The organism is Hydrogenophaga sp. (assembly GCF_026125785.1).
Lineage (GTDB): Bacteria > Pseudomonadota > Gammaproteobacteria > Burkholderiales > Burkholderiaceae_C > Hydrogenophaga.
Genome location: NZ_JAHCKL010000002.1, coordinates 67,939 through 90,890 on the forward strand (window position 1 = coordinate 67,939; position 22,952 = coordinate 90,890).

General features: G+C 66.1%; 20 protein-coding genes. 13 read left to right on the top strand and 7 right to left on the bottom strand.

From position 1 onward, the window contains the following. The first annotated feature begins 42 nt into the window (after positions 1 to 42). Together KIT53_RS02550 and KIT53_RS02555 are read left to right on the top strand one after the other, a co-directional pair. Positions 43 to 750 (top strand): hypothetical protein, encoded by a 708-nt coding sequence (locus KIT53_RS02550; protein WP_297747157.1) that lies wholly within the window; start codon positions 43 to 45, stop codon positions 748 to 750. Continuing rightward, the gene (locus KIT53_RS02555; RefSeq protein WP_297747161.1) at positions 743 to 1,540 is read left to right on the top strand and encodes a hypothetical protein; all 798 of its coding nucleotides are present in this window, start codon (positions 743 to 745) and stop codon (positions 1,538 to 1,540) included. The genes KIT53_RS02550 and KIT53_RS02555 overlap by 8 nt, the downstream gene beginning before the upstream one ends. Positions 1,541 to 1,624: 84 nt before the next feature. Here KIT53_RS02555 and rpoD read toward each other — a convergent pair whose 3' ends face one another. The 4 genes from rpoD to KIT53_RS02575 form a co-directional block, all read right to left on the bottom strand. After that, positions 1,625 to 3,997 (bottom strand): RNA polymerase sigma factor RpoD, encoded by a 2,373-nt coding sequence (gene rpoD / locus KIT53_RS02560; RefSeq protein ID WP_297747164.1) that lies wholly within the window; start codon positions 3,995 to 3,997, stop codon positions 1,625 to 1,627. A 293-nt stretch (positions 3,998 to 4,290) separates the two neighbouring features. Beyond that, positions 4,291 to 6,183 (bottom strand): DNA primase, encoded by a 1,893-nt coding sequence (gene dnaG / locus KIT53_RS02565; RefSeq protein ID WP_297747167.1) that lies wholly within the window; start codon positions 6,181 to 6,183, stop codon positions 4,291 to 4,293. 43 nt (positions 6,184 to 6,226) lie between these two features. Continuing rightward, on the bottom strand, positions 6,227 to 8,026 hold the full coding sequence (locus KIT53_RS02570) for a gamma-glutamyltransferase family protein (RefSeq protein WP_297747171.1): 1,800 nt from the start codon (positions 8,024 to 8,026) through the stop codon (positions 6,227 to 6,229). A gap of 74 nt (positions 8,027 to 8,100) precedes the next feature. Continuing rightward, entirely contained in the window at positions 8,101 to 8,859 is a 759-nt protein-coding gene (locus tag KIT53_RS02575; RefSeq protein ID WP_297747174.1) for a 3-hydroxyacyl-CoA dehydrogenase, read from the bottom strand. A 141-nt stretch (positions 8,860 to 9,000) separates the two neighbouring features. Between KIT53_RS02575 and ppk2 the strand changes: the two genes are divergently transcribed. Next, positions 9,001 to 9,921, top strand: a complete 921-nt coding sequence (gene ppk2 / locus KIT53_RS02580) for a polyphosphate kinase 2 (protein WP_297747177.1) — start codon at positions 9,001 to 9,003, stop codon at positions 9,919 to 9,921. 122 nt (positions 9,922 to 10,043) lie between these two features. Here the strand turns inward: ppk2 and KIT53_RS02585 are convergent, their stop codons facing one another. After that, positions 10,044 to 11,099 carry an extracellular solute-binding protein gene (locus KIT53_RS02585; protein ID WP_297747180.1) on the bottom strand — a complete coding sequence of 352 codons (1,056 nt, stop codon included), beginning with the start codon at positions 11,097 to 11,099 and terminating at the stop codon, positions 10,044 to 10,046. Positions 11,100 to 11,205: 106 nt separating this feature from the next. Between KIT53_RS02585 and KIT53_RS02590 the strand changes: the two genes are divergently transcribed. After that, on the top strand, positions 11,206 to 12,147 hold the full coding sequence (locus tag KIT53_RS02590; RefSeq protein ID WP_297747183.1) for a patatin-like phospholipase family protein: 942 nt from the start codon (positions 11,206 to 11,208) through the stop codon (positions 12,145 to 12,147). Positions 12,148 to 12,476: 329 nt separating this feature from the next. Here KIT53_RS02590 and phaP read toward each other — a convergent pair whose 3' ends face one another. Continuing rightward, entirely contained in the window at positions 12,477 to 13,019 is a 543-nt protein-coding gene (gene phaP / locus KIT53_RS02595) for a TIGR01841 family phasin (protein WP_297747185.1), read from the bottom strand. Between the two features lie 267 nt (positions 13,020 to 13,286). On the opposite strand from phaP, the gene KIT53_RS02600 reads away from it, so the two are divergent. The 8 genes from KIT53_RS02600 to KIT53_RS02635 all read left to right on the top strand — a co-directional run bounded on the left by KIT53_RS02600 (position 13,287) and on the right by KIT53_RS02635 (position 20,842). Then, complete coding sequence (locus tag KIT53_RS02600) at positions 13,287 to 14,219, top strand: histone deacetylase (protein ID WP_297747188.1); 933 nt, start codon at positions 13,287 to 13,289, stop codon at positions 14,217 to 14,219. Then, positions 14,216 to 14,665: a thioesterase family protein gene (locus KIT53_RS02605; RefSeq protein ID WP_297747191.1), complete on the top strand. Its 450-nt coding sequence runs from the start codon at positions 14,216 to 14,218 to the stop codon at positions 14,663 to 14,665. Before KIT53_RS02600 ends, KIT53_RS02605 begins: the two co-directional genes overlap by 4 nt. Continuing rightward, entirely contained in the window at positions 14,662 to 15,390 is a 729-nt protein-coding gene (locus KIT53_RS02610; protein ID WP_297747194.1) for a nitroreductase, read from the top strand. Before KIT53_RS02605 ends, KIT53_RS02610 begins: the two co-directional genes overlap by 4 nt. Positions 15,391 to 15,439: 49 nt before the next feature. Then, a complete protein-coding gene (locus tag KIT53_RS02615) occupies positions 15,440 to 15,787 on the top strand; it encodes an FKBP-type peptidyl-prolyl cis-trans isomerase (RefSeq protein ID WP_297747198.1) in 348 nt (115 codons plus the stop codon). Positions 15,788 to 15,848: 61 nt separating this feature from the next. After that, positions 15,849 to 17,261: a sodium:proton antiporter gene (locus KIT53_RS02620; RefSeq protein WP_297747201.1), complete on the top strand. Its 1,413-nt coding sequence runs from the start codon at positions 15,849 to 15,851 to the stop codon at positions 17,259 to 17,261. A gap of 21 nt (positions 17,262 to 17,282) precedes the next feature. Continuing rightward, on the top strand, positions 17,283 to 18,275 hold the full coding sequence (locus tag KIT53_RS02625; RefSeq protein WP_297747204.1) for a D-glycerate dehydrogenase: 993 nt from the start codon (positions 17,283 to 17,285) through the stop codon (positions 18,273 to 18,275). A gap of 7 nt (positions 18,276 to 18,282) precedes the next feature. Then, the gene (rmuC, locus tag KIT53_RS02630) at positions 18,283 to 19,662 is read left to right on the top strand and encodes a DNA recombination protein RmuC (RefSeq protein ID WP_297747207.1); all 1,380 of its coding nucleotides are present in this window, start codon (positions 18,283 to 18,285) and stop codon (positions 19,660 to 19,662) included. Between the two features lie 13 nt (positions 19,663 to 19,675). Further along, the gene (locus KIT53_RS02635; RefSeq protein WP_297747210.1) at positions 19,676 to 20,842 is read left to right on the top strand and encodes an MFS transporter; all 1,167 of its coding nucleotides are present in this window, start codon (positions 19,676 to 19,678) and stop codon (positions 20,840 to 20,842) included. A 12-nt stretch (positions 20,843 to 20,854) separates the two neighbouring features. Here KIT53_RS02635 and KIT53_RS02640 read toward each other — a convergent pair whose 3' ends face one another. Further along, positions 20,855 to 21,520 (bottom strand): TetR family transcriptional regulator, encoded by a 666-nt coding sequence (locus KIT53_RS02640; protein ID WP_297747216.1) that lies wholly within the window; start codon positions 21,518 to 21,520, stop codon positions 20,855 to 20,857. Between the two features lie 244 nt (positions 21,521 to 21,764). On the opposite strand from KIT53_RS02640, the gene KIT53_RS02645 reads away from it, so the two are divergent. Next, positions 21,765 to 22,952: an efflux RND transporter periplasmic adaptor subunit gene (locus tag KIT53_RS02645; RefSeq protein WP_297747969.1), complete on the top strand. Its 1,188-nt coding sequence runs from the start codon at positions 21,765 to 21,767 to the stop codon at positions 22,950 to 22,952.

A 22,952-nucleotide genomic window follows, 5' to 3' on the forward strand; every position in this document is an offset into this window, starting at 1 on the left:
TTGCGTACATTCTGTATTCTTGATTTAAGAATACAGAATTCAATGCAGCTCAAACCTCAAGACCTTCTGGTATCCCTGAAACTGATTGCCTGCGCGGGCCGGCGCTGGACCTATGCCAGTCTCGCGCAGGAGCTCGGCCTGAGCGCATCCGAAGTCCATGCCTGCGTGAAACGTGGGTTGCAGGCGGGGCTGCTGATGGAGCCCGCCGCGGGTTGGCCGGCGGTGCAGGCTCCGGAGTCGGCCCTCTTGAGCGAGCCCGGCACGGCTTACCACGTAGGGGTGCGCCCCAGGCGCGCGCGTCGCTCGCCGGTGCGCCCAGGGTCGGTCCACGATGCCGGTGCGGCAGACGACAACCCCGTGCGTGCGCATGAGGCCCATCTGGCCGAGTTCGCCGTGCACGGCGCGCGCTACGCCTTCGCCGCCGTGCGCCAGCCCGGCGGGCCTGGGGTGCCCACCGGCCTGGGTGTGATGGCGGTGGTTCAGGCATTGGGTCTTCCCGAGGTGGGGGGCGGCGCGGACGCCTGGGTCTGGCCGCATCCGCAGGGTCCGGCGCAAGGGGAAGGGGTGGAGCCGCTGCACCCCAGTGCGCCTTACGCCGCCTTGCAGGATGAAAAGCTCCACGAAATGCTCGCCTTGCTGGACCTCCTGCGGCTGGGCGAGCCGGGGCTGCGCTCGGCAGCGGCTCGCCGGCTGCATGCACTCATCGACCGGGCGTCGCTGGCGCCCGAGAGGGGCGAAGGCCATGTTTGACTGTTTCATCGGCATCGACTATTCGGGGGCCCAGACCGCTCTCACACGCCTGCGCGGGCTGCAGGTGTTTGCGGCATTTCCCGGAGCCCAAGGCGCCCAGTGCTGGCAGAGCCCGGCTCTCAATGTGCAGGGCGGGGCAGCCTTCTGGAATCGCCGCGAGGTGGCGGAATGCCTGCGAAACGAGGCGCGGCGCGGTAACCGTTTCCTGGCCGGCATTGGGCATGGCTTTTCCATGCCGCTCTCACACTTTGGTCAGCACCAGCTCAAGGCCTGGCCCGCCTTTCTGAACAACTTCACCACGTACTGGCCTACCCACCAGGAGCGTGTGGTGGTGGATTCCCTGCGAAGGCGTTTGCAGCGACAGCGCGGGGCGATCCCGACCGCAGCCGCGCACGGTGACGGACTTCGGTTGACCGAACGGTGGACGCCTGCGGCCCGCAGCGTCTTTCTGTTCGGTACGCACGGTGCCGTGGCCAAGGCAGCCCACGCGGGCATTCCTTGGCTCAAGTGGTTGCGCGACGAAGTGGGCGAGGGCATTCACTTCTGGCCTTTCGACGGCTGGCGCCTGCCGCCGGACCGACCGGTGGTCGTCGAGGTGCACCCCGCGTTGTTTCGCAGGCGGTATCCGCAGGGCCCGCGCGACAGCGACGAGCACGATGCGTACGCCACCGCGCGCTGGATGGCCGACATGGCTGAGCGCGGCGCCTTGCCGTCCTGTTTCGATCCACCGCTGAGTTCGATGGAGCGTGGCGTGGCCGAGTTGGAAGGCTGGATGCTGGGGGTGCGGTAGCGAGAAAAAGCAAGAGGGAGCCATGAGGCTCCCTCTTCGCATGTGGCCGCATGTGACGCCGCCCAGCGCGGCGCAGTGCCGTGCTTACAGCGTATCGATGAAGCTGCGCAGCTTGTCCGAACGGCTCGGGTGCTTGAGCTTGCGCACCGCCTTGCTCTCGATCTGCCGAATGCGTTCACGCGTCACATCGAACTGCTTGCCCACTTCTTCCAGCGTGTGGTCGGTGGACATCTCGATGCCGAAGCGCATGCGCAGCACCTTGGCTTCGCGCGGCGTGAGGCTGTCCAGGATCTCCTTGACCACTTCGCGCAGGCCAGCCTGCATGGCCGCCTCGATGGGGGCGGTATTGGCCTGATCCTCGATGAAGTCGCCCAGGTGCGAATCGTCGTCGTCACCGATGGGGGTTTCCATCGAGATCGGCTCCTTCGCGATCTTCATGATCTTGCGGATCTTGTCCTCGGGCATCTCCATCTTTTCGGCCAGGATGGACGCATCGGGCTCGAAGCCGAACTCCTGCAGATGCTGGCGGCTGATGCGGTTCATCTTGTTGATGGTCTCGATCATGTGCACCGGAATCCGGATGGTGCGCGCCTGGTCGGCGATCGAGCGCGTGATGGCCTGGCGGATCCACCAAGTGGCGTAGGTCGAGAACTTGTAGCCACGGCGGTATTCGAACTTGTCCACCGCCTTCATCAGACCGATGTTGCCCTCCTGGATCAGATCCAGGAACTGCAGGCCGCGGTTGGTGTACTTCTTCGCGATGGAGATCACCAGGCGCAGGTTGGCCTCGATCATCTCCTTCTTCGCATCGCGTGAAGTCGCCTCGCCCTCGTTCATCCGCTTGTGGATGTCCTTGAGATGGGTGAGCGGCACGACCACGCTGCTCTGGATGTCGATCAGGCCTTGCTGCAGTTCCTGGATCGGCGGGATGTTGCGTTCCATCACCACGCTCCAGGCCTTGCCGGCGGCCGCCTGCTTCTCCACCCATTTCAGGTTGAGCAGGTTGACCGGGAACTCGGCAATGAACTTCTCCTGCGGCATGCCGCACTTGTCGACGATGATGCGGCGCAGCTCGCGCTCCTTCTTGCGCACCTCGTCGACCTGGCTGCGCAACGTACCGCACAGCTTCTCGATCGCCTTCGCGGTGAAGCGGATCGACATGAGCGTCTCGGTGATCGCCTTCTGCGTCTTCAGGTAGGTCGGGCTGCCGTAGCCTTCCTTGTCGTAGGTCTTGTGCAGCTTCTCGAACTGCACGCGCATGGTGTCGAAGCGCGACAGCGCCTCGCGCTTGAGTTCCTCCAGCTTGCGCGTGAGTGCCTTGGAGCCACCCTTGCCGTCGTCGTCGTCGGCTTCGTCGTAGTCGTCGAAGTCTTCCTCGGCCACGTAGTCGTCGGCCTCGTCGGCATCGGAAAATCCATCCACCACGGTGGAGATCACGACCTTGCCCTCACGGATATCCTCGGACATCGCGAGGATCTCGGCGATCGTTGCCGGGCTCTCGCTGATGGCGGCCATCATGTCGTTGAGGCCGCCTTCGATGCGCTTGGCGATCTCGATCTCACCCTCGCGCGTCAGCAGTTCCACGGTGCCCATCTCGCGCATGTACATGCGCACCGGATCGGTCGTGCGGCCGAACTCGCTGTCCACCGTGGACAGGGCGGCTTCGGCTTCCTCTTCCGCCTCTTCCTCGGTAGCGGCGGTCGGTCCGGTGTTGTTCAGGAGCAGGGTCTCGGCGTCGGGTGTCTGCTCGTAGACGGCCACGCCCATGTCGTTGAGCAGCGAGACCACCACTTCCAGCGTCTCGGCTTCCACCAGCTTGTCGGGCAGGTGGTCGTTGATCTCGCCGTGCGTCAGGTAGCCGCGCGTCTTGCCCAGCTTGATCAGGGTCTTGAGGCGCTCCCGGCGGTTGCGGGCTTCTTCTTCGGACAGGATGGTCTCGTCCAGCCCGAACTCCTTCATCAGCGCGCGTTCCTTGGCCTTGCTGATCTTCATGCGCAGGGGTTTGACCTTTTCGGTCACCTGCGAGGCGGAGGTATCGACCGCTTCGGCTTCCGTTTCCTCGCCAGCCAGATCGTCCTCGATGTCGCTCAGGTCCGCGTCGTCGTCCAGGTCCGCATCGGCTTTGCCCTTGCCTTTGGCATCGGCCTTCGGTTTGCGGCCTCGCTTGGCGGCGGGTTTGTCGGCGGTTGCCGGTGCGGCAGCCTTGGCCGGGCGGCCGGCTTTCTTCTTGGCCGGGGTTTCGTCCAGCAATTCGGTGTCGGCCGCCTCGGGCTTGGTCTTGCTGGTGGTCTTCTTGGGGGCAGCGGCCTTCGGGGCAGCCTTGACAGGGGTTTTCTGGGTCACAGCGGGGGCTTTCTTCGGGGGCTTGGCCGGTGCGGCGGCGGCACCACGGGCGCTGGCCTTCTGGGCTGTCTTGGCGCTGGACACGGCGGGCGTACTGGATTTCTTCGCGGGCATGAGGACCTCAAAAAAATGTCGAACAGGAACCGGCAGATCACACGCAAGACGCCAGAAGGCCGCGCTGGGCGGACCGCTCCGGGGATCTTGTCTGGCACGACACCCGCTTCTTGCCGGAAAAAGCGGGCCTGCAAGCTGTGGGGGCGAACATTTGGTGTGCAGTCCTTGCGGGGTTCCGCCGGTGCCCTGGGGGGCTACCGAGGTGGCCAGGAGAGGTGTCCATATAGCCCTGTGCGTGAGGGCCGGGCCGTGCCGGAGGTGCTGCTGTCGCGCTTGCGGTGCAAAGCCGTGGATTATACCGCAGGGCCGCCTATTTTGTGCTCCAGGGCCTTGCGCAGCGCCTGCAGATCCCGGTAGCGGGCCAGTTGCCCGGGGTCTTCCGCGGCGCGGGCAATGGCCTCGCTTTCCTGGGTTTTGAGGTGCTCGATGCGCAGCCGCGTCATCACTTCCTGGAGTTCCAGCGCCTCGTCTTCGGCGTCTCCCGCCAGTGCCACCGGCTCTGCCTGGGCGCAGGCAAAGGCCTCGTGCGCATGGCCGCGCAGGGCCTCGCGCAGAGCGGCCCAGGGTTGGGGTCCATGCTCGTGCAGTTGTGTTTCCAGCCAAGCGAACACCGGCCCGTGCGGTGCATCCAGGTGTGCCAGCAGCGCATGGTCGTCGGCGGACAGTTGATCCCACGCCTGGGCATTGGCCAGCAGCAGGCCCACGGCGCGATCGGCCCGGCTGGCCACGCCCCGTCGATGGCCGCTGCCACCCGAGCGCCGCCCGCTGGGGGACACGGTGCGGCGGACGGGCGGCGCATCCGGGCCGCGCTCGCGTTCCCGGGGTCGATGCCGGTTGGTCTCCGCAGGCTGCGAACGGGTGCCGCCGCGTGTGGGTTGTTGCCAGAGTTGCTCGAGGTCCTGGGTGTCCAGGTCAACGGCGTCCGCCAGCTCGCCAAGCAACTGGCGTTTGAGTGCGCCGTCGGGCAGAGCACTCCAGAGCGGCCGTGCCTGGGCGGCCATGCGCGCGCGGCCTTCGGCGGTGGAGAGGTCGCAGTCGGCGCCGGCGGATTCGACCAGGAAGCGGGAGAGGGGAAGAGCTTCCTTGACGAACTGCGCGAACGCGGCCTCGCCATGGGCGCGGATGAAGCTGTCCGGATCGTGCTCGGTCGGGAGGAAGAGGAACTTCACGCTGCGCGTGTCGGTGGCCAGGGGCAACGCGGCGTCCAGAGCCTTGCGTGCGGCGCGCCTGCCTGCGGCATCACCATCGAAACTGAACACCACCGCATCGGTGAATCGAAAGAGCTTTTGCACGTGGTCGGGCGTGCACGCGGTGCCCAGCGTGGCCACGGCGTTGGCAAAGCCGAGTTGTGCCAGGGCTACCACGTCCATGTAACCCTCGGTCACGAGCGCGTAGCCGGCCACGCGAATGGCGGTGCGGGCTTCGAACAGGCCGTAGAGCTCCCGGCCCTTGCTGAACACGGGCGTTTCGGGTGAGTTCAGGTACTTGGGTTCGCCCTTGTCCAGCACCCGGCCGCCAAAGCCGATGCACTCGCCCTTGACATTGCGGATGGGAAACATGATGCGGTCGCGAAAACGGTCGTAGCGGCGGGCCTGTCCGTCAGAGCCTTTCTCGTCTTCGTGCTCGATCACCATGCCCGACTCCACCAGCAGCGGGTCCTGGTAGTCGGGAAACACGCTGGCCAGCGAGCGCCATCCCTCCGGCGCATAGCCCAGCCCGAAGGTCTTGGCGATTTGCCCAGAGAGACCCCGGCCCTTGAGGTAGTCGACCGCGCGTGGCGAGCCTTTGAGGTGTTTGATGTACGCCGCGGCCGCTTTCTCAAGCACGTCCGTCAGGGTGACCTGCTTCTCGCGCTGGCGCGCTGCGCGTTCCCGGTCCTGCGGCGAGGCCTCGTCCTCGGGAACCTGCATGCCGGCCTGTTGCGCCAGATCCTTCACCGCTTCGATGAAGCTCATGCCGGCATGCTCCATGAGGAAGCCGATGGCGTTGCCGTTCGCGCCACAGCCAAAGCAGTGGTAGAACTGCTTGCTTGGGCTCACGCTGAATGAAGGGGATTTTTCGCCGTGGAAGGGGCACAGGCCCATCAGGTTGGCGCCGCCCTTCCTGAGCTGTACGTAGCGGCCCACCACGTCGACCACGTCCACGCGGTTGAGCAGTTCCTGGATGAAGGTCTGGGGGATCGCCACCAGGGTATTCTGACCGATGCGTTCCGCTGGCCACGGGACGGGATCAGTTGCCCTGCACAACGCCTTCCCGTCGCGGATCGGCGCCACCGGACCAGACCGCGCCGCGGCCCTCGGCCCTGCGCATGAGTGCCTGCAACCCGCTGGGCATGGGCAGTTCGCTGACGGTGTGGCCCCGCTGCCGCAAGGCCTGCACAGTGCTCGGCGGGAAGCGGCCCTGCTCCAGCAGCAGCGGGCCGCCCAGCGTGCCGAAGTTGGGCAGATCGATGGCCTCCTGGGGCGTCAGTCCCCACTGCAGCGTGCCCAGCAATGTCTTGGCGGTGTAGTGGATGATCAGCGCGCCGCCCGGACTGCCTGTGCTCAGCAGGGGCGTGCCGGTGGTCCGGTCGAACACCAGCGTGGGCGACATGGATGAGCGGGGCCGCTTGCCGGCTTCGACCCGGTTGGCCACCGGCCGGCCCTGGGCATCACGCGGCGAAAAGCTGAAGTCGGTGAGCTGGTTGTTCAGCATGAAACCGCCGCCCCTTCGAGGGTCGGTGTTCACCATCAGCCGCGCGCCAAAGGCCGACTCGATGGTGGTCGTCATGGCCAGCGCATGGCCCTGGGCATCGACGATGCTGATATGGCTGGTGCCATGCTCTTCCTGCGCCGGCATGGGCGCCCACGCCAAGGGCTGGCCATCTGGCACACCGGCGGGCGCGTCGCGCATGCGGGCAGGGCCCATGAGCCGCGCGCGCTCGTCGAGGTAGCTTGGCTCCAGCAGGCTGAGCCAGCGGCCGGCGGGCGGCGGCACGAAGTCCGGGTCGGCCACGTACTGCGCGCGGTCGGCAAAGGCCAGGCGCGAGGCTTCGGCGTAGCTGTGCAGCCAATCGGTGGTCGGCAGGCCTTGCACCAATGGGGCGGCAGCCTGGGGCGTACGGGCCAGCAGGCCGAGAATCTGCCCGATGGCCAGCGCGCCCGAACTGGGCGGCGGGAAGCCGCACAGCCGCAGGGCGCGCTGCGCGATCACCTGATCGTGGCACAGGGCATCGCGCTCACGCGGCTGGTACCGCTTCAGGTCTTCCAGGCTGAGCCGACCGGGCAGGGTAGGGTGGTTCTGCACCTTGTCCACCATGGCGCGCGCCACCGGGCCTTCGTAGAAGGCGATGGGGCCTTGGACGGCCAGGTTGCGAAGCACCAGCGCCAACTCCGGGTTGCGCAGCAGGTGGCCTACCGGATGGGGCTGCCCATCGGCCTGGTAGAAATACGCCGCCGCGACGGGGTCCATGCGGAGCCGGGCACTTTCCTCGCGCAACAGCGTGTGCAGGCGCGGGCTCACTGGAAAGCCGCTTTCGGCGAGGGCGATAGCGGGCTCGAACAACCGCGCCCATGGCAGCCTGCCGTGTTGTCTGTGCGCCATGGCCAGCATCATCACCGCCCCTGGAACCCCCACAGAACTCCCGCTGGCCACGGCCTCCATGAAGGGCCGTGGTTGACCGCGAGCATCGAGAAAGAGGTTCTCGTCAACACCTGCCGGCGCGGTCTCGCGGCCGTCAAAGGCCTGTACGCGTTGGCCGTCGAAATGCAGCAGAAACGCCCCGCCACCGATACCGCTGGACTGCGGCTCCACCAGGGTGAGCACCATCTGCACCGCGATCGCTGCATCCACCGCACTGCCGCCGGCGCGCAGAATGCCCACCCCCGCCTCGGCGGCCAGCGGATGGGCCGCAGCGACGGCTTGCCGCTCGAAGGTCCAGCCCGGCTTTGCGGTATAGCCCGAGGCCCCTTCAGGCTGCTGCACGACGGGGAGCGGTGCGCCGCAGGCTCCCAGCAGACCCAGCAGGGCGATCCACGCAAGACGTTTCATGTGCGGCTTCATCGGTGAAGTGTCGTTCATCCAGGGAAGCCGGGCGACCGGGGCGCGGTCACGACGCGGTTGGCTTACTTCGGTGCCAGCCGGATGGCACCGTCCAGCCGGATCACCTCGCCGTTGAGCATGTCGTTCTCGATGATGTGTTTGGCCAGCTTCGCGTAGTCGGCGGGCGTGCCGAGGCGGCTGGGGAAGGGGACACTGGCAGCGAGGGCGTCCTGCACCTCCTGCGGCATGCCAAACAGCATGGGCGTACCGAAGATGCCGGGGGCGATGGTCATGTTGCGGATACCGCTGCGGGCCAGATCTCGCGCGATGGGCAGTGTCATGCCGACCACGCCACCCTTGGAGGCCGCATAGGCGGCCTGGCCGATCTGGCCGTCGTAGGCGGCCACGCTGGCGGTGGAGATCATCACACCCCGTTCGCCGGTCGGTTCGGGGTCGTTCTTGCTCATGGCTTCGGCGGCCAGGCGGATCATGTTGAAACTGCCCACCAGATTGACCATGATGGTTTTGGTGTACACGCCCAGGTTGTGCGCACCGTTCTTGCCCACGGTCTTCTCTGCCGGCGCGATGCCCGCGCAGTTCACCAGGCCCATCAGCTTGCCCATGGAGACGGCCTTGGCGACCACGGCCTGGCCGTCGGCCTCACTGCTGACATCGCACTTGACGAAGGCACCGCCGATGTCGCGGGCCACGGCTTCGCCCTTGTCCACCTGCATGTCGGCGATCACGACCTTGCCGCCGCTGGCCGCGAGCATGCGCGCCGTGCCTTCGCCCAGGCCGGACGCGCCGCCGGTGACGATGAAAACCTTGCCTTGAATGTCCATGGAGTGTTCCTCAGGTGAATGAAGGATTTACGTTGACGTAAACGTCAACTCAGCGCGAATTATGCGACATGGTGTTGTCACGTCACTGTCACGCAGTCTTCCTAGGCTCGTGGGCTTGTTCAGAGCATGGAGGCCTCATTCATGATCGATTCGCGGGACGAATGGATGCGCCGTATTCACGATGACCTGATGGACGGGTACGACGAAGAGTTGGAAATGGAACTGGAGGATCGCCATGTGGACCTGTTGGTCCCGGCGACCCCGGATGCCCAGGCGCATGAGCAGCACAGGGCGCAGCGGCAGTTGTACTTCCGTGAGCTGTTCCGCCTGCAGGCTGAGTTGGTGAAACTGCAGGACTGGGTGGTGGCCACCGGGCACAAGGTGGTGATCGTGTTCGAGGGCCGCGACGCTGCCGGCAAAGGCGGGGTGATCAAGCGCATCACCCAGCGGCTGAACCCGCGCGTGTGCCGCGTGGCGGCATTGCCCGCGCCCAACGACCGCGAGCGCACCCAGTGGTACTTTCAGCGCTATGCGGCGCACCTGCCCGCTGCGGGTGAGATGGTGCTGTTCGACCGCAGTTGGTACAACCGCGCTGGCGTCGAGCGCGTGATGGGCTTCTGCAACGACGAGCAGTACGAGGAGTTCTTCCGCTCCGTGCCCGAGTTCGAACGCATGCTGGTGCGCTCAGGCATCCAGTTGCTGAAGTACTGGTTCTCGATCTCGGACGAGGAGCAGCACCTGCGATTCCTCGGCCGCATCCACGATCCTCTCAAGCAATGGAAACTCAGTCCCATGGACCTGGAGAGCCGTCGCCGCTGGGAGCTCTATACCCAGGCCAAGGAAGTCATGCTCGAGCGTACCCATATCGCAGAGGCGCCCTGGTGGGTGGTGCCTGCCGATGACAAGAAGAAGGCACGCCTGAACTGCATCCACCACCTGCTGCAGCAGATGCCCTACACCGAGGTCGAACGACCGGCCATCACCTTGCCTGAGCGCGTGCGGCACGAAGGCTACCGCCGCCACCAGGTGCCCGGCGAAATCCACGTCCCACAGGTGTTCTGATCCCCCGCGCGCCGGAGAGGTGGCGCTTCCCAGCCCAGGGCATCGCGGAACCGGCTTTGCCGGGCCGCAGATGCCGCCCCCCTGGGGGGGTGACGCGCCGCAGGCGCGGCGCGGGGGGGAGATCACTTGTACCCGACGCGGTCCAGCATCTGCTGGACCTTGGTCAGGTTCTTGGCCACCACGCCCAGCGGCACGGTTTCGGCCTTGAAGTGGTCGCCGCCCATGGCCTTGATGGCCGGGTTGTCGGCCTTGAGTCCCTTGGCGGCGGGGAACTCGTTGTTGCCGTTGGCGAAGTAGTCCTGGGCGTAGGGGCTGGACAGGAACTCCATGAACTGCACCGCGTTGTCGCGGTTCTTGGCGTACTTCGCCACGGCCGCCCCGGCGATGTTCACATGCGTGCCGCTGGTGGCCTGGTTCGGGAATACCACCCGCACTTTCTCAACCACGGCGCGATCTTCCGGCTTGTTGGACTTGATGAGGCGCGCGAAGTAGTAGGTGTTGGTCAGTGCCACGCCGCATTCGCCCGAGGCCACGCCCTTGATCTGGTCGGTGTCGCCGCCCTTGGGCGCGCGCGCCATGTTGTCCACAACACCCTTGAGCCAGGCTTCTCCCTTGGCATCGCCCAGACGCTCCACCACGGTGGCGAAGAGCGACAGGTTATAGGGGTGCGAGCCAGAGCGGGTGCACACCATGCCCTTGAGCTTGGGGTCGGCCAGTTGTTCGTAGGTGGCCACGTCTTCCGGCTTCACGCGCATGGGGTCGTACACGATGACGCGGGCGCGGGTGGAGAAACCGGTCCAGGTCACGCCATCGGCGGTCGCGTCGGCGCGCAGGTTGGCCGGGATGGCCGCATCCAGCTTGGCCGATTTGATCGGCTGGAACAGGCCTTGTGCATCCGCCACCGCCAGACGAGCGGCATCCACCATCAGCACCACGTCTGCCGGCGATGCCGAGCCTTCGGCGCGCAGGCGCGCCACAATCCCGGCATCGTCCGCGTCCACGCGGTTGATCTTGATGCCGGTGGTCTTGGTGAAGGTCTCGTACATCACCTCATCGGTCTGGTAGTGACGGGCAGAGTAGAGGTTGAGCACCTTGTCCTGCGCAGTGGCCGCGGCATGGGCCCCGAGCGTGGCCGCGATGGCCAGCACCACTTGCGAGAGCTTGGAGAACTGGTTCATGACAATCCTTTTGAGGGCAAATGAAAAAAGCGTGGAGAGTTGTACGCGCCAGAATCCGAGGGGGCACGGCAGGGATAATTCTCCAGGGATGCTAACACAAACGCGAATGGTTCTTAATAAGACATGGGCCCATCTGGCCGCTGCTTTCCTGGTGGTTCTGCTGACGGCCTGCTCCACCTCACCGCACACGCCGCCACCGCCTGACGTACCGGTTTCTCCGGCGGTGACACCGCCGGCCGTCTCTCCCGAAGTGCACACGCGCGCACCGCGCCTGGGCTTGGCGCTGGGCGGTGGTGCGGCGCGCGGCTTTGCCCACGTGGGCGTCATCCAGGTGCTGGAGCAGAATGGCATCCGGCCCGACCTCGTCGTGGGTACATCGGCGGGCAGCCTGGTGGCTGCGCTCTATGCCAGCGGGCAATCCGCCGCCCAGCTTGAGGCGGCCGCGCTGGGGATCGACGAGGCCATGCTGACCGACTGGAGTCTGCCCATCCTGGGTCGAGGTCTGCTGCGCGGAGAGGCGCTCGCGCGCTACGTTCGCCAGGCGGTGCACGGCAAGCTGCTGGAAAACATGTCCCTGCCCCTGGGGGTGCTGGCGACCGACTTGGCCACAGGGCAGGGCGTGTTGTTCCGCCGTGGCGACACGGCGCAGGCGGTGCGGGCTTCGAGCGCCGTGCCGGGCGTGTTCGCGCCGGTGGGCATCTCTGGGCGCGAGTACGTCGATGGCGGTCTGGTCGCTCCAGTGCCTGTGCGCCAAGCTCGCGACATGGGGGCCGAAGTGGTGCTGGCCATCGACATCTCCAGCGTGCCCGAGGGCAATGCCGCCTCTGGCAGCTTGCAGGTGCTGCTGCAGACCTTTGCCATCATGGGGCAGAGCATCAACCGGCACGAGCTGTCGACGGCCGATGTGGTGGTGCGTCCCGCACTCAGCGGGGTGGGCAGCGCCGATTTCGCGGCGCGCAAGCGCTCCATAGAGGCTGGCAGGGCGGCCATGCAGGCGGCGCTGCCGCAACTGCGTGCGCAACTCGCGCGGCGCGTGCCAGTGTCCTGAGCACGCTGCCCTCAGTCGAGAAAGCGGTGGGCTGTCCGCTGGGGCGGGAGCATGCAATGGACGGATCTGCCAAACAGGCGGTAGCGGTTGCGTGCCACCCAGCGCTAGGCAGGATCTCGCACCGCGCTGGGGACCAGCCACGCCACTCAGGCCAGGACGGGTCGTCGCATAAAAAAAGCCCTCGCTTTGCAGAGAGGGCTTAAGGGGTCCGATGAAACCGAATTTCGAAAAGGACCCGAGGAGACAACCAGAAAAACCGGTTTTGATGCTAGAGACGCTGTGCGGCGCTGTGCCGCACAACCCGATCAACGGTGTGATCGCGGCGATGTTCAGCGCTTCTTGGCAGTGGTCTTGGTCGCGTTGACGGCGGAGGTCGCCACGGTGTTGAAGTTGGCTTCGGCCATTTCGGTGGCTTGCTTGACGGCCTTCTGCACCGATTCGATGGCGTTGTTGGCGGCAGAGACAGCGCTCTTCATCACGGCCACGGCGGTTTCGGAGCCGGCAGGCGCGTTCTTGGCGGCGTTGTCCACGACAGCCAGGAATTTCTTCTGGGTGTCGCTGGCCTGCGCTTCGGCGGCCTTGCTGAACTCGGCGCCGGTGCCGGAGGCGATGTCATACAGATGGCGGTTGTAGGCCACGGTCTTCTCGGCCAGCGGCTGAAGCAGGGAAGCTTGCAGGGCCAGAAGTTCTTGCGCGTCCTTCACGCTCAGGATGGCCTGGGCGCTGTTGGCGGACTCGGACAGTGCGGCCTTGGTGGCCTGCACGTTGAGTTCCACCAGCTTTTCCACGCCTTCAAAGGCCTTCTGGGTCAGGCCGAAAAGGGTTTCGATGTTGGCTTTCTGGGCGGCAACGATTTGTTCAGCGGTCAACATATTCATACTCCTGAATTTTGAGAATGCGGATGGGTTGTAGTTGAGGGCTGCTGGGAACACCGCGCTGTCTGGACGCTGTTGTTCTCGTTCTCTTTGCTGCACTGCAACATGGCCTCGATTATAGGGAAGCTGAAGGGGCTTGCAAGCCTTTTTTGTTGCGATGCAACATTCTAGATGGGCGCTCCTAAAACCCGAGGGCCAGGCAGCGGAAAGGGCTCCCAAGGACAATCCATTTCCTCCCCAGTCGGCTCCCTGACTCCCATTGCCGTGCAAGCCTTCTACGCCGACCATTTCGTCCTGCCTTTGCCCGAGGGCCATCGGTTTCCCATGGCCAAGTACGCCCGGTTGCGTGAACGGCTGGCCGCGGAGCTGCCTGTGGTGAGGTTGTGCGAGGCATTGCCCGCTTCCCATGAGGAACTCACGCTGGTGCATTCCCCGGCCTATGTCGACGCAGTGATGCGCGGCACCCTGTCCGCTGCCGCGCAGCGCGAGATCGGGTTCCCCTGGAGCCCCGCCATGGCCGAGCGGGCGAGGCGTTCGGTAGGCGCCACGCTGCAGGCGTGCCGCAGCGTGATGCATGCGCGAGCCGGCCTGTCGGCCAACCTGGCCGGTGGTACGCACCACGCCTACGCGGACAAGGGCAGTGGTTTCTGCGTATTCAATGATTTCGCGGTGGCTGCCCGGTTGATGCAGGCGGAACAAGCCTCCCGGGGAGAGCGTCTCCGGGTGGCGATCGTGGACCTGGATGTGCATCAGGGCAACGGGACGGCGCGCATTTTTGCGGAGGACGATTCGGTCTTCACGCTGTCCCTGCATGGAGCCAAGAACTTTCCTTTCCGCAAGGAGCCCAGCGATCTGGACGTGGAATTGGCCGATGGTTGTACGGACGGTGACTATTTGGAGGCGCTGGAGTCCGCCCTGCAGACGCTGGAACAGCGCTTTGAACCGGATCTTGTGCTCTACCTGGCGGGTGCAGACCCGCATGAAGGGGATCGGCTGGGGCGCCTCAAGCTCAGCTTCGAGGGCCTTGCAGCGCGGGATCGGCGCGTGATGGACTGGGCCTTGCACAGGCGGTTGCCGCTGGTTTTCGCCATGGGCGGCGGCTATGGCCACGACCTGGAGGCGACCGTACAAGTGCAGGTGAACACCTACCGCGCGGCGCTGGACAGTTGGGCGCGCTGGCACAATGCCGGCGCATGAATACCGTCACCCGTTCCCCGCGTCCGAGCGCCCAGCCGCGTGGCCACTACCGGGTGTTTCGCCCTATCGGCACCCGCTGGAGCGACAACGACGTCTACGGGCACGTGAACAACGTGGTGTACTACAGCTGGTTCGACACGGCGGTCAATGCGTTCCTGATCGAGCAGGGTGTGCTGGACATCCATGCAGGGTCGGTGATCGGCCTGGTGATCGAGACGCAGTGCAACTACTTCGCGCCGCTGGCGTTCCCGCAAACTGTTCAGGCCGGCCTGAGGGTGTCGCACCTGGGGACTTCCAGCGTGCGCTACGAAGTCGGCCTGTTCGCCGAGGGCGAGGAATTCTGCGCCGCGTGTGGCCATTTCGTGCATGTGTATGTCGGGCGTGACAGCCGCCGTCCCTTGCCGCTGCCCGACTCTCTCAAATCTGTCCTGGAGACGCTCCGATGACCTTGAACCCCCAGACCGAGTTGCCTGCGATCGATACCGCCAGCGTGGAGGCCGCCATCACCAGCCGCATGTCGGTGCGTGCCTTCCTGCCCCGGCCGGTGCCACGCGCAACGCTGGAGCACTTGCTGGCGGTAGCCAGCCGCGCGCCCTCGGGCACGAACACGCAGCCCTGGAAGGTCTACGTGCTGCAAGGCCGCAGCCGCGACGCGCTGGTGGACAAGGTCTGCACGGCGCACGATGCACTGCGGGCCGACCCGTCGCTGGCCGCGCAGTACAAGGAGGCGTACGACTACTACCCGGAGAAGTGGATCAGCCCCTACGTGGATCGCCGCCGCGAGAATGGCTGGGGCCTCTATGGCCTGCTTGGCATCACCAAGGGCGACAAGGACCGCATGCATGCCCAGCACCAGCGCAACTTCCGCTTCTTCGATGCACCGGTCGGGCTGATGTTCACGATCGACCGGGTGATGGGACGCGGTTCCCTGATGGACTACGGCATGTTCATGCAGAACATCATGGTGGCGGCTCGTGCCCATGGTCTGCACACCTGCCCGCAGGCGGCCTGGAACGGGTACGCCAGCATCATCCTGCCGCACATCGGCGCTGGCGACAACGAGATGCTCGTCTGCGGCATGTCGCTGGGTTATGCCGACCCCGACGAGGCCGTCAACGGCTTTCACACGCCGCGCGAGCCCGTCGCCTCGTTCACGCAGTGGCTGGAATAATCGCAGCCTCTTTTTTTTGCATTTCCTTTTCAGATAACCAGGAGTTCCCATGATCACCACCCCCAGCGGCCTGCAATACGAAGACACCGTGATGGGCCAAGGCGAACAGGCCCGGGCCGGTCGCCCGGTGCAGGTGCATTACACCGGCTGGCTCTACAACGACGGTGTGCAAGGCGCCAAGTTCGATTCCAGCAAGGACCGAGGCCAACCGTTCGAGTTCGCCCTGGGCGCAGGCCATGTGATCCGTGGCTGGGACGAGGGCGTGCAGGGCATGGCCGTGGGCGGCACGAGGCGCCTGGTGATCCCGGCGGCGCTCGGTTACGGTGCGCGCGGCGCCGGTGGCGTGATTCCGCCGAATGCGACGCTGCTGTTCGAGGTCGAACTGTTGGCTGTCTGAACCCGTTCCGAATTCCGAACACCGTGTTGTCCCCGGTCTGCGGGGGTCTCAGGAGACAAGCATGAAATTCCGAACCGTGCCATGGCTGGTGCTGGTCATGGCACTGTTGCCCGGGTTGGCGCAGGCAGCCGATCTCGATGGCAGCCAGCTCTCAGTGTGGTGGGGGGTGCCTTTTGCGGGGGTGCTGCTGTCGATCGCGCTGCTGCCCTTGGTGGCACCGATCTTCTGGCACCACCATTTCGGCAAGGTGTCCGCCGCCTGGGCGCTCGCCTTCCTGCTGCCTTTTGCCGTGCTCCTGGGGCCCGGCCTGACCTGGACCAGTGTGGTCCATGCCATGGTGGCCGAGTACATCCCGTTCATCATTCTTCTGACCGCGCTCTTCACCGTTGCAGGCGGCATCTATGTGCGCGGCAACCTGCATGGCAGCCCCCTGCTCAACACCGGCCTGCTGGGCATCGGCGCCGTGCTGGCCAGCTTCATGGGCACCACGGGCGCCTCGATGCTGCTCATCCGTCCCCTGATCCGCGCCAACGACAACCGCAAGCACCAGGTGCACGTGGTGGTGTTCTTCATCTTCATCGTGTCCAACGCGGGTGGCGCGCTGACGCCCCTGGGAGATCCGCCGCTGTTCCTGGGCTTTCTCAAGGGCGTGGACTTCTTCTGGACGCTGGAGAACCTCTACCTCAAGACGGGCTTCATCGTCGGAGCCCTGCTGCTGATCTTCTTCCTGATCGACAGCTGGCTCTACCGCAGCCAGGGCGAGGTCCGTGCGGCCGACCCAACACCCGACAGCGCGCGCGTCGGCTTTGACGGCGGCATCAACTTCGTGCTGCTGGCCGTGGTGGTGGGGCTGGTGCTGATGAGCGGGCTGTGGAAGTCGTCCGTCGTGTTCAATCTGTGGGGCACGGAAGTGGCCTTGCCCAGCCTGCTGCGCGATGCCGGCCTGGTGGCCGTCACGCTGGCTTCACTGCGCGTCACGCCGCCGTCCGTGCACGACAACAACCAGTTCGGCTGGGGGCCCATGCAGGAGGTGGCCAAGCTGTTTGCCGCCATTTTCCTCACGATCATTCCGGTGATCGCCATGCTCAAGGCCGGTGTGGACGGTCCGTTCGGCACGGTGGTGCGCGCGGTGACCAACACCGATGGCTCGCCCAACCCGGCCATGTACTTCTGGATCACCGGTGCGCTCAGTTCCTTTCTGGACAACGCGCCGACCTACCTGGTGTTCTTCAACACCGCAGGCGGCGACCCGCAGGTGCTCATGACCGCGATGGCGCCCACGCTGGTGGCGATTTCGGCGGGCGCCGTGTTCATGGGCGCCAACACGTACATCGGCAATGCGCCCAACCTGATGGTCAAGGCCATCGCCGAAGACCGGGGCGTGCGCATGCCCAGCTTCTTTGGCTACATGCTCTGGTCATTCGGCATCCTGCTGCCGCTGTTCGCGGTCGTGACCTGGATCTGGTTTATCTGACCCACGGACAAGGAGACACCCATGACCCGCCAGCGCCCCGCTGTCCTGATCGCCCGCACCGTGTTCCCGGAGGTCGTGGCGCACCTGCAGGCGCATGCCGACGTGACCATGAACGAAACCGATGCGGTGTACAGCCCGCAGGAGTTGATGGCACAGTTGCAGGGCAAGGACGCTGTGCTCACCACGGGGTCGGAGCGGGTGGACGCGACGCTGCTCGCCGCCTGCCCGCAGTTGCGCATGGTTGCCAACATCGCGGTGGGCTACAACAACTTCGACATGCCGGCCATCACCGCCGCAGGCGTGCTGGCCACCAACACCCCCGACGTGCTGACCGAAACCACGGCGGACTTCGGCTTCGCGCTGATTCTGGCGACCGCGCGCCGCCTGACCGAGAGCGAGCATTTCCTGCGCGCCGGGCAATGGAACCGCTGGAGCCTGGACATGTTTGCCGGTGCCGAGGTGCACGGCAGCACGTTGGGCATTCTCGGCATGGGCCGCATAGGTCAAGCCATTGCGCGGCGTGGCGCTCACGGGTTCGGCATGCAGGTGATCTACCACAACCGCTCGCGGCTGGATGCGGCCACCGAGGCCGACTGCAAGGCCCGCTACGTGGAGAAGGACGAACTGCTGCGCACTGCCGACCACCTGATCCTGGTGCTGCCCTACAGCGCGGAATCGCACCACGCCATCGGCGCGGCGGAGTTGGCATGCATGAAGCCCACCGCCACGCTGGTCAACATTGCACGCGGCGGCATCGTCGACGACGCCGCACTGGCGCAGGCCTTGCGAGAGAGGCGCATCGCTGCCGCAGGCCTGGATGTGTTCGAAGGCGAACCCCGGGTGCATCCAGACCTGCTGGACTTGACCAATGTGGTGCTCACGCCCCACATCGCCAGTGCCACGATGGCCACCCGCAAGGCCATGGCCATGCTGGCGGCGGACAACGTGATCGCCTACCTGACCGAGGGTCGCGCGCTCACGCCGCTCAACCCCCAGGTGCTCCAGAAGGGCTGAGCGCGACATGGACGGTCCGACCCTGCTCCCATGGGTGCTGCTCTCGCTGCTCCTGCTCATCCTGGGCTTGCTGCTGTGGCTGCTGCTGCGGCGCGCGCCGGTGGATGCGGACGCGCTCGCGCACCGGCAACTGCTGCTCGCGCAGTTGCAACAGCAAGGCCAGCGCATGGAGCGGGTGGAGAGTGAGCTGCGGCGTGAGATCGGCGAGTCCTCCCGGGACGGCCGCAGGGAGATGCAGCAGACCCTGGCGACTTTCCAGGAGACGATCACTGGCCAGTCGGCGGAGACCACGCGCACCCAGAATGCCCAGCTCGACGGTTTTGCGCAGCAGCTGGTTCTGCTGCGCGGCACCCTGGGTGACACCTTGACGCGCCAGTTGCAGGACATGGCCGAGAGCAATGCACGCCGCCTCGCGGAAATCCGCACCACGCTGGACGCGCAACTCCAGCAACTGCAGCAGGGCAATGCCGCCAAGCTCGACGAGATGCGCGCCACCGTGGACGAGAAGCTCCAGAGCACGCTGCAGGCGCGCCTGGGCGAGAGTTTCAAGCAGGTGGCCGATCGGCTGGAACAGGTTCACAAGGGGCTGGGGGAGATGCAGACGCTCGCGCAGGGTGTCGGCGACCTCAAGCACCTGCTCACCAACGTCAAGACGCGTGGCATGTTCGGCGAAGCGCAGCTGGCGGCTCTGCTGGAGCAGGTGTTCGCGCCCGACCAGTACGCGGCCCAGGTCAGCACGCGTCCGGGTAGCCGAAACGCGGTCGACTTCGCGGTGAAGCTGCCGGGCCGAGGCGAGGATGGCGCCCCGTGCTGGCTGCCCATCGATGCCAAGTTTCCCAACGAGGACTACGAACGCCTGCTCGACGCACAACAGCGTGCCGACGCGGAGGCCGCGGACGCTGCGGGCCGGGCGCTGGAACAGCGCATCCGGCTGGAGGCCAAGTCCATGGCGGAGAAGTACCTCGAACCGCCGCACACCACCGACTTTGCCATCCTCTTCCTGCCCACCGAGGGTCTGTACGCCGAGGTGCTGCGGCGGCCCGGGCTGGTGGAGTTCCTGCAGCGCGAGCACCGCGTCACGCTGGCCGGCCCGACCACCCTGATGGCCATGCTCAACTCGTTGCAGATGGGTTTTCGCACGCTGGCGCTGGAGAAGCGCTCCAGCGAGGTCTGGCAGGTTCTGGGCGCGGTCAAGACCGAGTTCGCCAAGTTCGGCGATGTGCTCGCCCGCGTCAAGAGCCAGACGCAGACCGTGCTCAACACGCTCGATGCCGCCGAGACCCGCAGCCGCGCCATGGGCCGCGCGCTCAAGACGGTGGAGGCGCTGCCGCAGGACCAGGCCAGCACGCTGTTGCCGCTGGACCCGGCCGACCGCGGCGAAACCTGAGGGCATGCCCGGCATGCAGACCCAACTGGTGAAACTGATCGGGGCCCAGATCAGCCTGCACGCCTGCATGACCGGCTTTCGCCTCGCGGCTCCCCTGCTGGCGCTGCGCGAAGGCTATGGCCCTGTGGCGGTCGGCCTCCTGCTGGCGCTCTTCGCGCTTGCACCGGTGTTTCTGGGACTGCCTGCCGGCCGCTATGCAGACCGCCGTGGCCTGCGCAAACCAGTGGCCATCTCCGTCGGGGTCGCCACACTGGGCGCGGCGCTGTCGGTGGCGTTCCCGGTGTTTCCCGTCCTGTGCGTCACGGCCCTGACCTGTGGTGCGGCCACCGGCCTGGCCATGATCGCCCTGCAACGCCATGTCGGGCGCATGGCGCGCGACCCCATGGCCTTGCGCCAGGTGTTCAGCTGGATGGCGCTGGGCCCGTCGATCTCCAACTTTCTCGGGCCCTTCGTCACCGGCATCATGATCGACGCCTTCGGCTTTCGCAGCGCCTTCGTGCTGCTGGCCCTGCTGCCGTCGCTGGCCTGGTTCTGGGTGCGGCGCACCGTGGAGCACGAACCCGTGGCGCCGGAACTGCGCCAGGCCAGTGGTTCCTCGTGGAACCTGTTGCGGGACAAGAGCTTCAGGCAGCTCATGGCCATCAACTGGATGCTCTCGTCCTGCTGGGATGTGCATACCTTCATGGTCCCTGTGCTCGGCCATGAGCGCGGCCTCAGCGCGACCGCCATCGGTACCATCCTGGGCGGCTTCGCGCTGGCGGCCACCGCCATCCGATTGCTCATGCCCTGGCTGGCTGCGCGGTTGCGCGAGTCGCAGGTGATCGGCACCGCAATGGTGAGCACCGCTGCGCTGTTCTCCATTTACCCGCTGGCTCTTACGGCCTGGACCATGGGCGTGCTGTCGGTGCTGCTGGGCATGGCGCTGGGGTGCGTGCAGCCCATGATCATGAGTGCCCTGCACCAGATCACGCCGCACCACCGCCACGGGGAAGCGCTGGGCATGAGGGCCATGGCGATCAATGGCTCCAGTGTGGTCATGCCGCTGCTGTTCGGTTCGGCCGGCGTGGTGGTGGGTGCGGGTGCGGTGTTCTGGGTGGTTGGGGCTCTGGTGGGCTTGGGTTCACCGCTGGCCTGGCGTCTGCGTACCCCGGGGCAGGAGCCTCACCGCGTGCAGCCCTGAGCCGGTCAGGTTTCAGGCGGTGGCGTCGGAGGGAGCCGCTTCGGTCGCCGTGGACGCGGCTGGATGCCGGAATCCCAGTCCTGCAAGGTAGGTATCCACGGTTTCGCGTCCGCACTGCACCAGGTCGAATGCGTCCGGGTCCAGCAACCAGTTCTGAATCAGCCCGTCCACGATCACATGCAACCCCAGGGCCGCGGCAGGCAGGGGGATGGCCAGTGGCAGCTTCTCGCGCCGCACCGCTTCGCCCAATGCGGCCTGGGTCATGGCCATGCACTCGTTGCGCACGCGCAAATGGCGGTCCCGCACGGCCTGCATTTCAGGCACGTACTCCACCTTGTGGGTGGCCACCTCGAACACCCGTCGGGTCTGCTCATCGGTCGCGGTCTGGCGCAATGCCCCCATCATGGACTCGCGCAAGGCCCGCAGCGGGTCGTCCGTGGCCAGCGCGGTGTCGGCCAGCGAGCACTCCAGCGGCATGGTGACGCGCTCCATCATGGCGTTGAAGAGGTCGGCCTTGTCCTTGAAGTGCCAGTAGATGGCGCCACGCGTGGTGCCGGCTTCGGTGGCGATGTCGTTGAGCGAGGTGCGCGAGACGCCACGCGCCTGAAACAGATGTTCGGCAGCATCGAGCAGGCTGTTGCGGGTGGCCAGCGCCTCGGTCTTGGTGCGTCGAACCATAATGGGTGTCTCCTGTCGTCGGATGCAGGCAAGACCCTGACAAGCCAGGGCCCAATGCCGGGACTATACATACATTCTTGAGTGTATGTATACTGCGCGGCTTTGCGGCAGGCGCCACCGCATGGCTTTGCCGTCTCCGCACAAACCATTTCACCCAAGGATTCCCATGCCCGTCTTGAGCCACATCAAGCCCGAGCCTACCGTGCGCCGCACGCCGACTTCGCGCCACCGTTCCCGCGTGTTCATGGGTTGCTCGGTTCTCGCGCTCGCTGCCTTGCTGGCGGCTTGTGGCCGCTCCGATCCATCCGCCGCCGCGGCTGCGCCGGGTGGTGGCATGCCAGCGCCGGAGGTGGGTGTGATCACCGTTGCGCCGGGCGATGTCGGGCTCACGAACGAACTGCCTGGCCGCCTGGAGGCTTCCCGCGTGGCCCAGGTACGGGCGCGCGCCGCGGGCATCCTGCAGGAGCGCCTGTTCCGTGAGGGCAGCGAGGTCAAGGCGGGCCAGTCGCTGTTCCGCATCGACGCCGCGCCGTATACCGCCGCACTGCAAAGTGCTCAGGCCAGCCTGGCCCGTTCGCAGGCCAATCTGACCCAGGCCACCGCGTTGGCGGAGCGCTATGCCCCGCTGGTGAAGGAAAACGCCATCAGCCAGCAGGAGTACGCGAGCGCCGTTGCCGCGCAGAAGCAGGCCGAGGCCGATGTGGCCGCGGGCCGTGCCGCCGTGCAGACGGCCAGCATCAATCTGGGCTATGCGCGCGTGACCGCTCCCATCTCCGGTCGCATTGGCCGCGCGCTGGTGACCGAGGGGGCGCTGGTCGGACAGGGTGAGGCCACGCCGCTGGCGGTGATCCAGCAGATCAACCCCATGTACGTGAACTTCACGCAGTCCGCGGCGGAGGTCTACCAGCTTCGCAAGGCCATGGAGGCCGGCCAGCTCAAGGGTGCTGGCGGCGAGGCGGCCAGCGTGCAGGTGGTGCTGGAGGACGGCAGTGTGTACGAACGCCCCGGGCGCCTGCTGTTCTCGGACCTGACGGTGGACAGCACCACGGGCCAGATCACGTTGCGCGCGGAGATTCCCAACCCCAAGGGCACGCTGTTGCCCGGACTTTATGTGCGGGTGCGCCTGGAGCAGGCCAAGGCCGGCAATGCCATTGCCTTGCCGCAGCAGGCGGTGACGCGCTCGGCCCAGGGCGACACGGTGTCGGTGGTTGGCGCCGATGGCAAGGTGGCGCAGCGCAAGGTCAGGGTGGGTGGCCAGCAGGATGGCCGGTGGGTGATCGTCGATGGCCTCAAGGCCGGGGAGCAGGTGATGGTCGATGGCTTCCAGAAGCTGCAGATGATGCCGCCGGGCACGCCCGTGAAGGCGGTGCCCTGGCAGCAGCCGGGTACCGGCGCGACGGCGGCGCCCGCAGCGCCCGGTGCGTCGAGCTAA

What these genes read in the sequence shown, in the direction of transcription:
- KIT53_RS02550 (WP_297747157.1), top strand. Translation starts at nt 43, where the DNA reads ATGCAGCTCAAACCTCAAGACCTTCTGGTATCCCTGAAACTGATTGCC.
- KIT53_RS02555 (WP_297747161.1), top strand. Translation starts at nt 743, where the DNA reads ATGTTTGACTGTTTCATCGGCATCGACTATTCGGGGGCCCAGACCGCT.
- rpoD (WP_297747164.1), bottom strand. Translation starts at nt 3,997, where the DNA reads ATGCCCGCGAAGAAATCCAGTACGCCCGCCGTGTCCAGCGCCAAGACA.
- KIT53_RS02570 (WP_297747171.1), bottom strand. Translation starts at nt 8,026, where the DNA reads ATGAAACGTCTTGCGTGGATCGCCCTGCTGGGTCTGCTGGGAGCCTGC.
- KIT53_RS02575 (WP_297747174.1), bottom strand. Translation starts at nt 8,859, where the DNA reads ATGGACATTCAAGGCAAGGTTTTCATCGTCACCGGCGGCGCGTCCGGC.
- ppk2 (WP_297747177.1), top strand. Translation starts at nt 9,001, where the DNA reads ATGATCGATTCGCGGGACGAATGGATGCGCCGTATTCACGATGACCTG.
- KIT53_RS02585 (WP_297747180.1), bottom strand. Translation starts at nt 11,099, where the DNA reads ATGAACCAGTTCTCCAAGCTCTCGCAAGTGGTGCTGGCCATCGCGGCC.
- KIT53_RS02590 (WP_297747183.1), top strand. Translation starts at nt 11,206, where the DNA reads ATGGTTCTTAATAAGACATGGGCCCATCTGGCCGCTGCTTTCCTGGTG.
- phaP (WP_297747185.1), bottom strand. Translation starts at nt 13,019, where the DNA reads ATGTTGACCGCTGAACAAATCGTTGCCGCCCAGAAAGCCAACATCGAA.
- KIT53_RS02605 (WP_297747191.1), top strand. Translation starts at nt 14,216, where the DNA reads ATGAATACCGTCACCCGTTCCCCGCGTCCGAGCGCCCAGCCGCGTGGC.
- KIT53_RS02610 (WP_297747194.1), top strand. Translation starts at nt 14,662, where the DNA reads ATGACCTTGAACCCCCAGACCGAGTTGCCTGCGATCGATACCGCCAGC.
- KIT53_RS02615 (WP_297747198.1), top strand. Translation starts at nt 15,440, where the DNA reads ATGATCACCACCCCCAGCGGCCTGCAATACGAAGACACCGTGATGGGC.
- KIT53_RS02620 (WP_297747201.1), top strand. Translation starts at nt 15,849, where the DNA reads ATGAAATTCCGAACCGTGCCATGGCTGGTGCTGGTCATGGCACTGTTG.
- KIT53_RS02625 (WP_297747204.1), top strand. Translation starts at nt 17,283, where the DNA reads ATGACCCGCCAGCGCCCCGCTGTCCTGATCGCCCGCACCGTGTTCCCG.
- rmuC (WP_297747207.1), top strand. Translation starts at nt 18,283, where the DNA reads ATGGACGGTCCGACCCTGCTCCCATGGGTGCTGCTCTCGCTGCTCCTG.
- KIT53_RS02635 (WP_297747210.1), top strand. Translation starts at nt 19,676, where the DNA reads ATGCAGACCCAACTGGTGAAACTGATCGGGGCCCAGATCAGCCTGCAC.
- KIT53_RS02640 (WP_297747216.1), bottom strand. Translation starts at nt 21,520, where the DNA reads ATGGTTCGACGCACCAAGACCGAGGCGCTGGCCACCCGCAACAGCCTG.
- KIT53_RS02645 (WP_297747969.1), top strand. Translation starts at nt 21,765, where the DNA reads ATGGGTTGCTCGGTTCTCGCGCTCGCTGCCTTGCTGGCGGCTTGTGGC.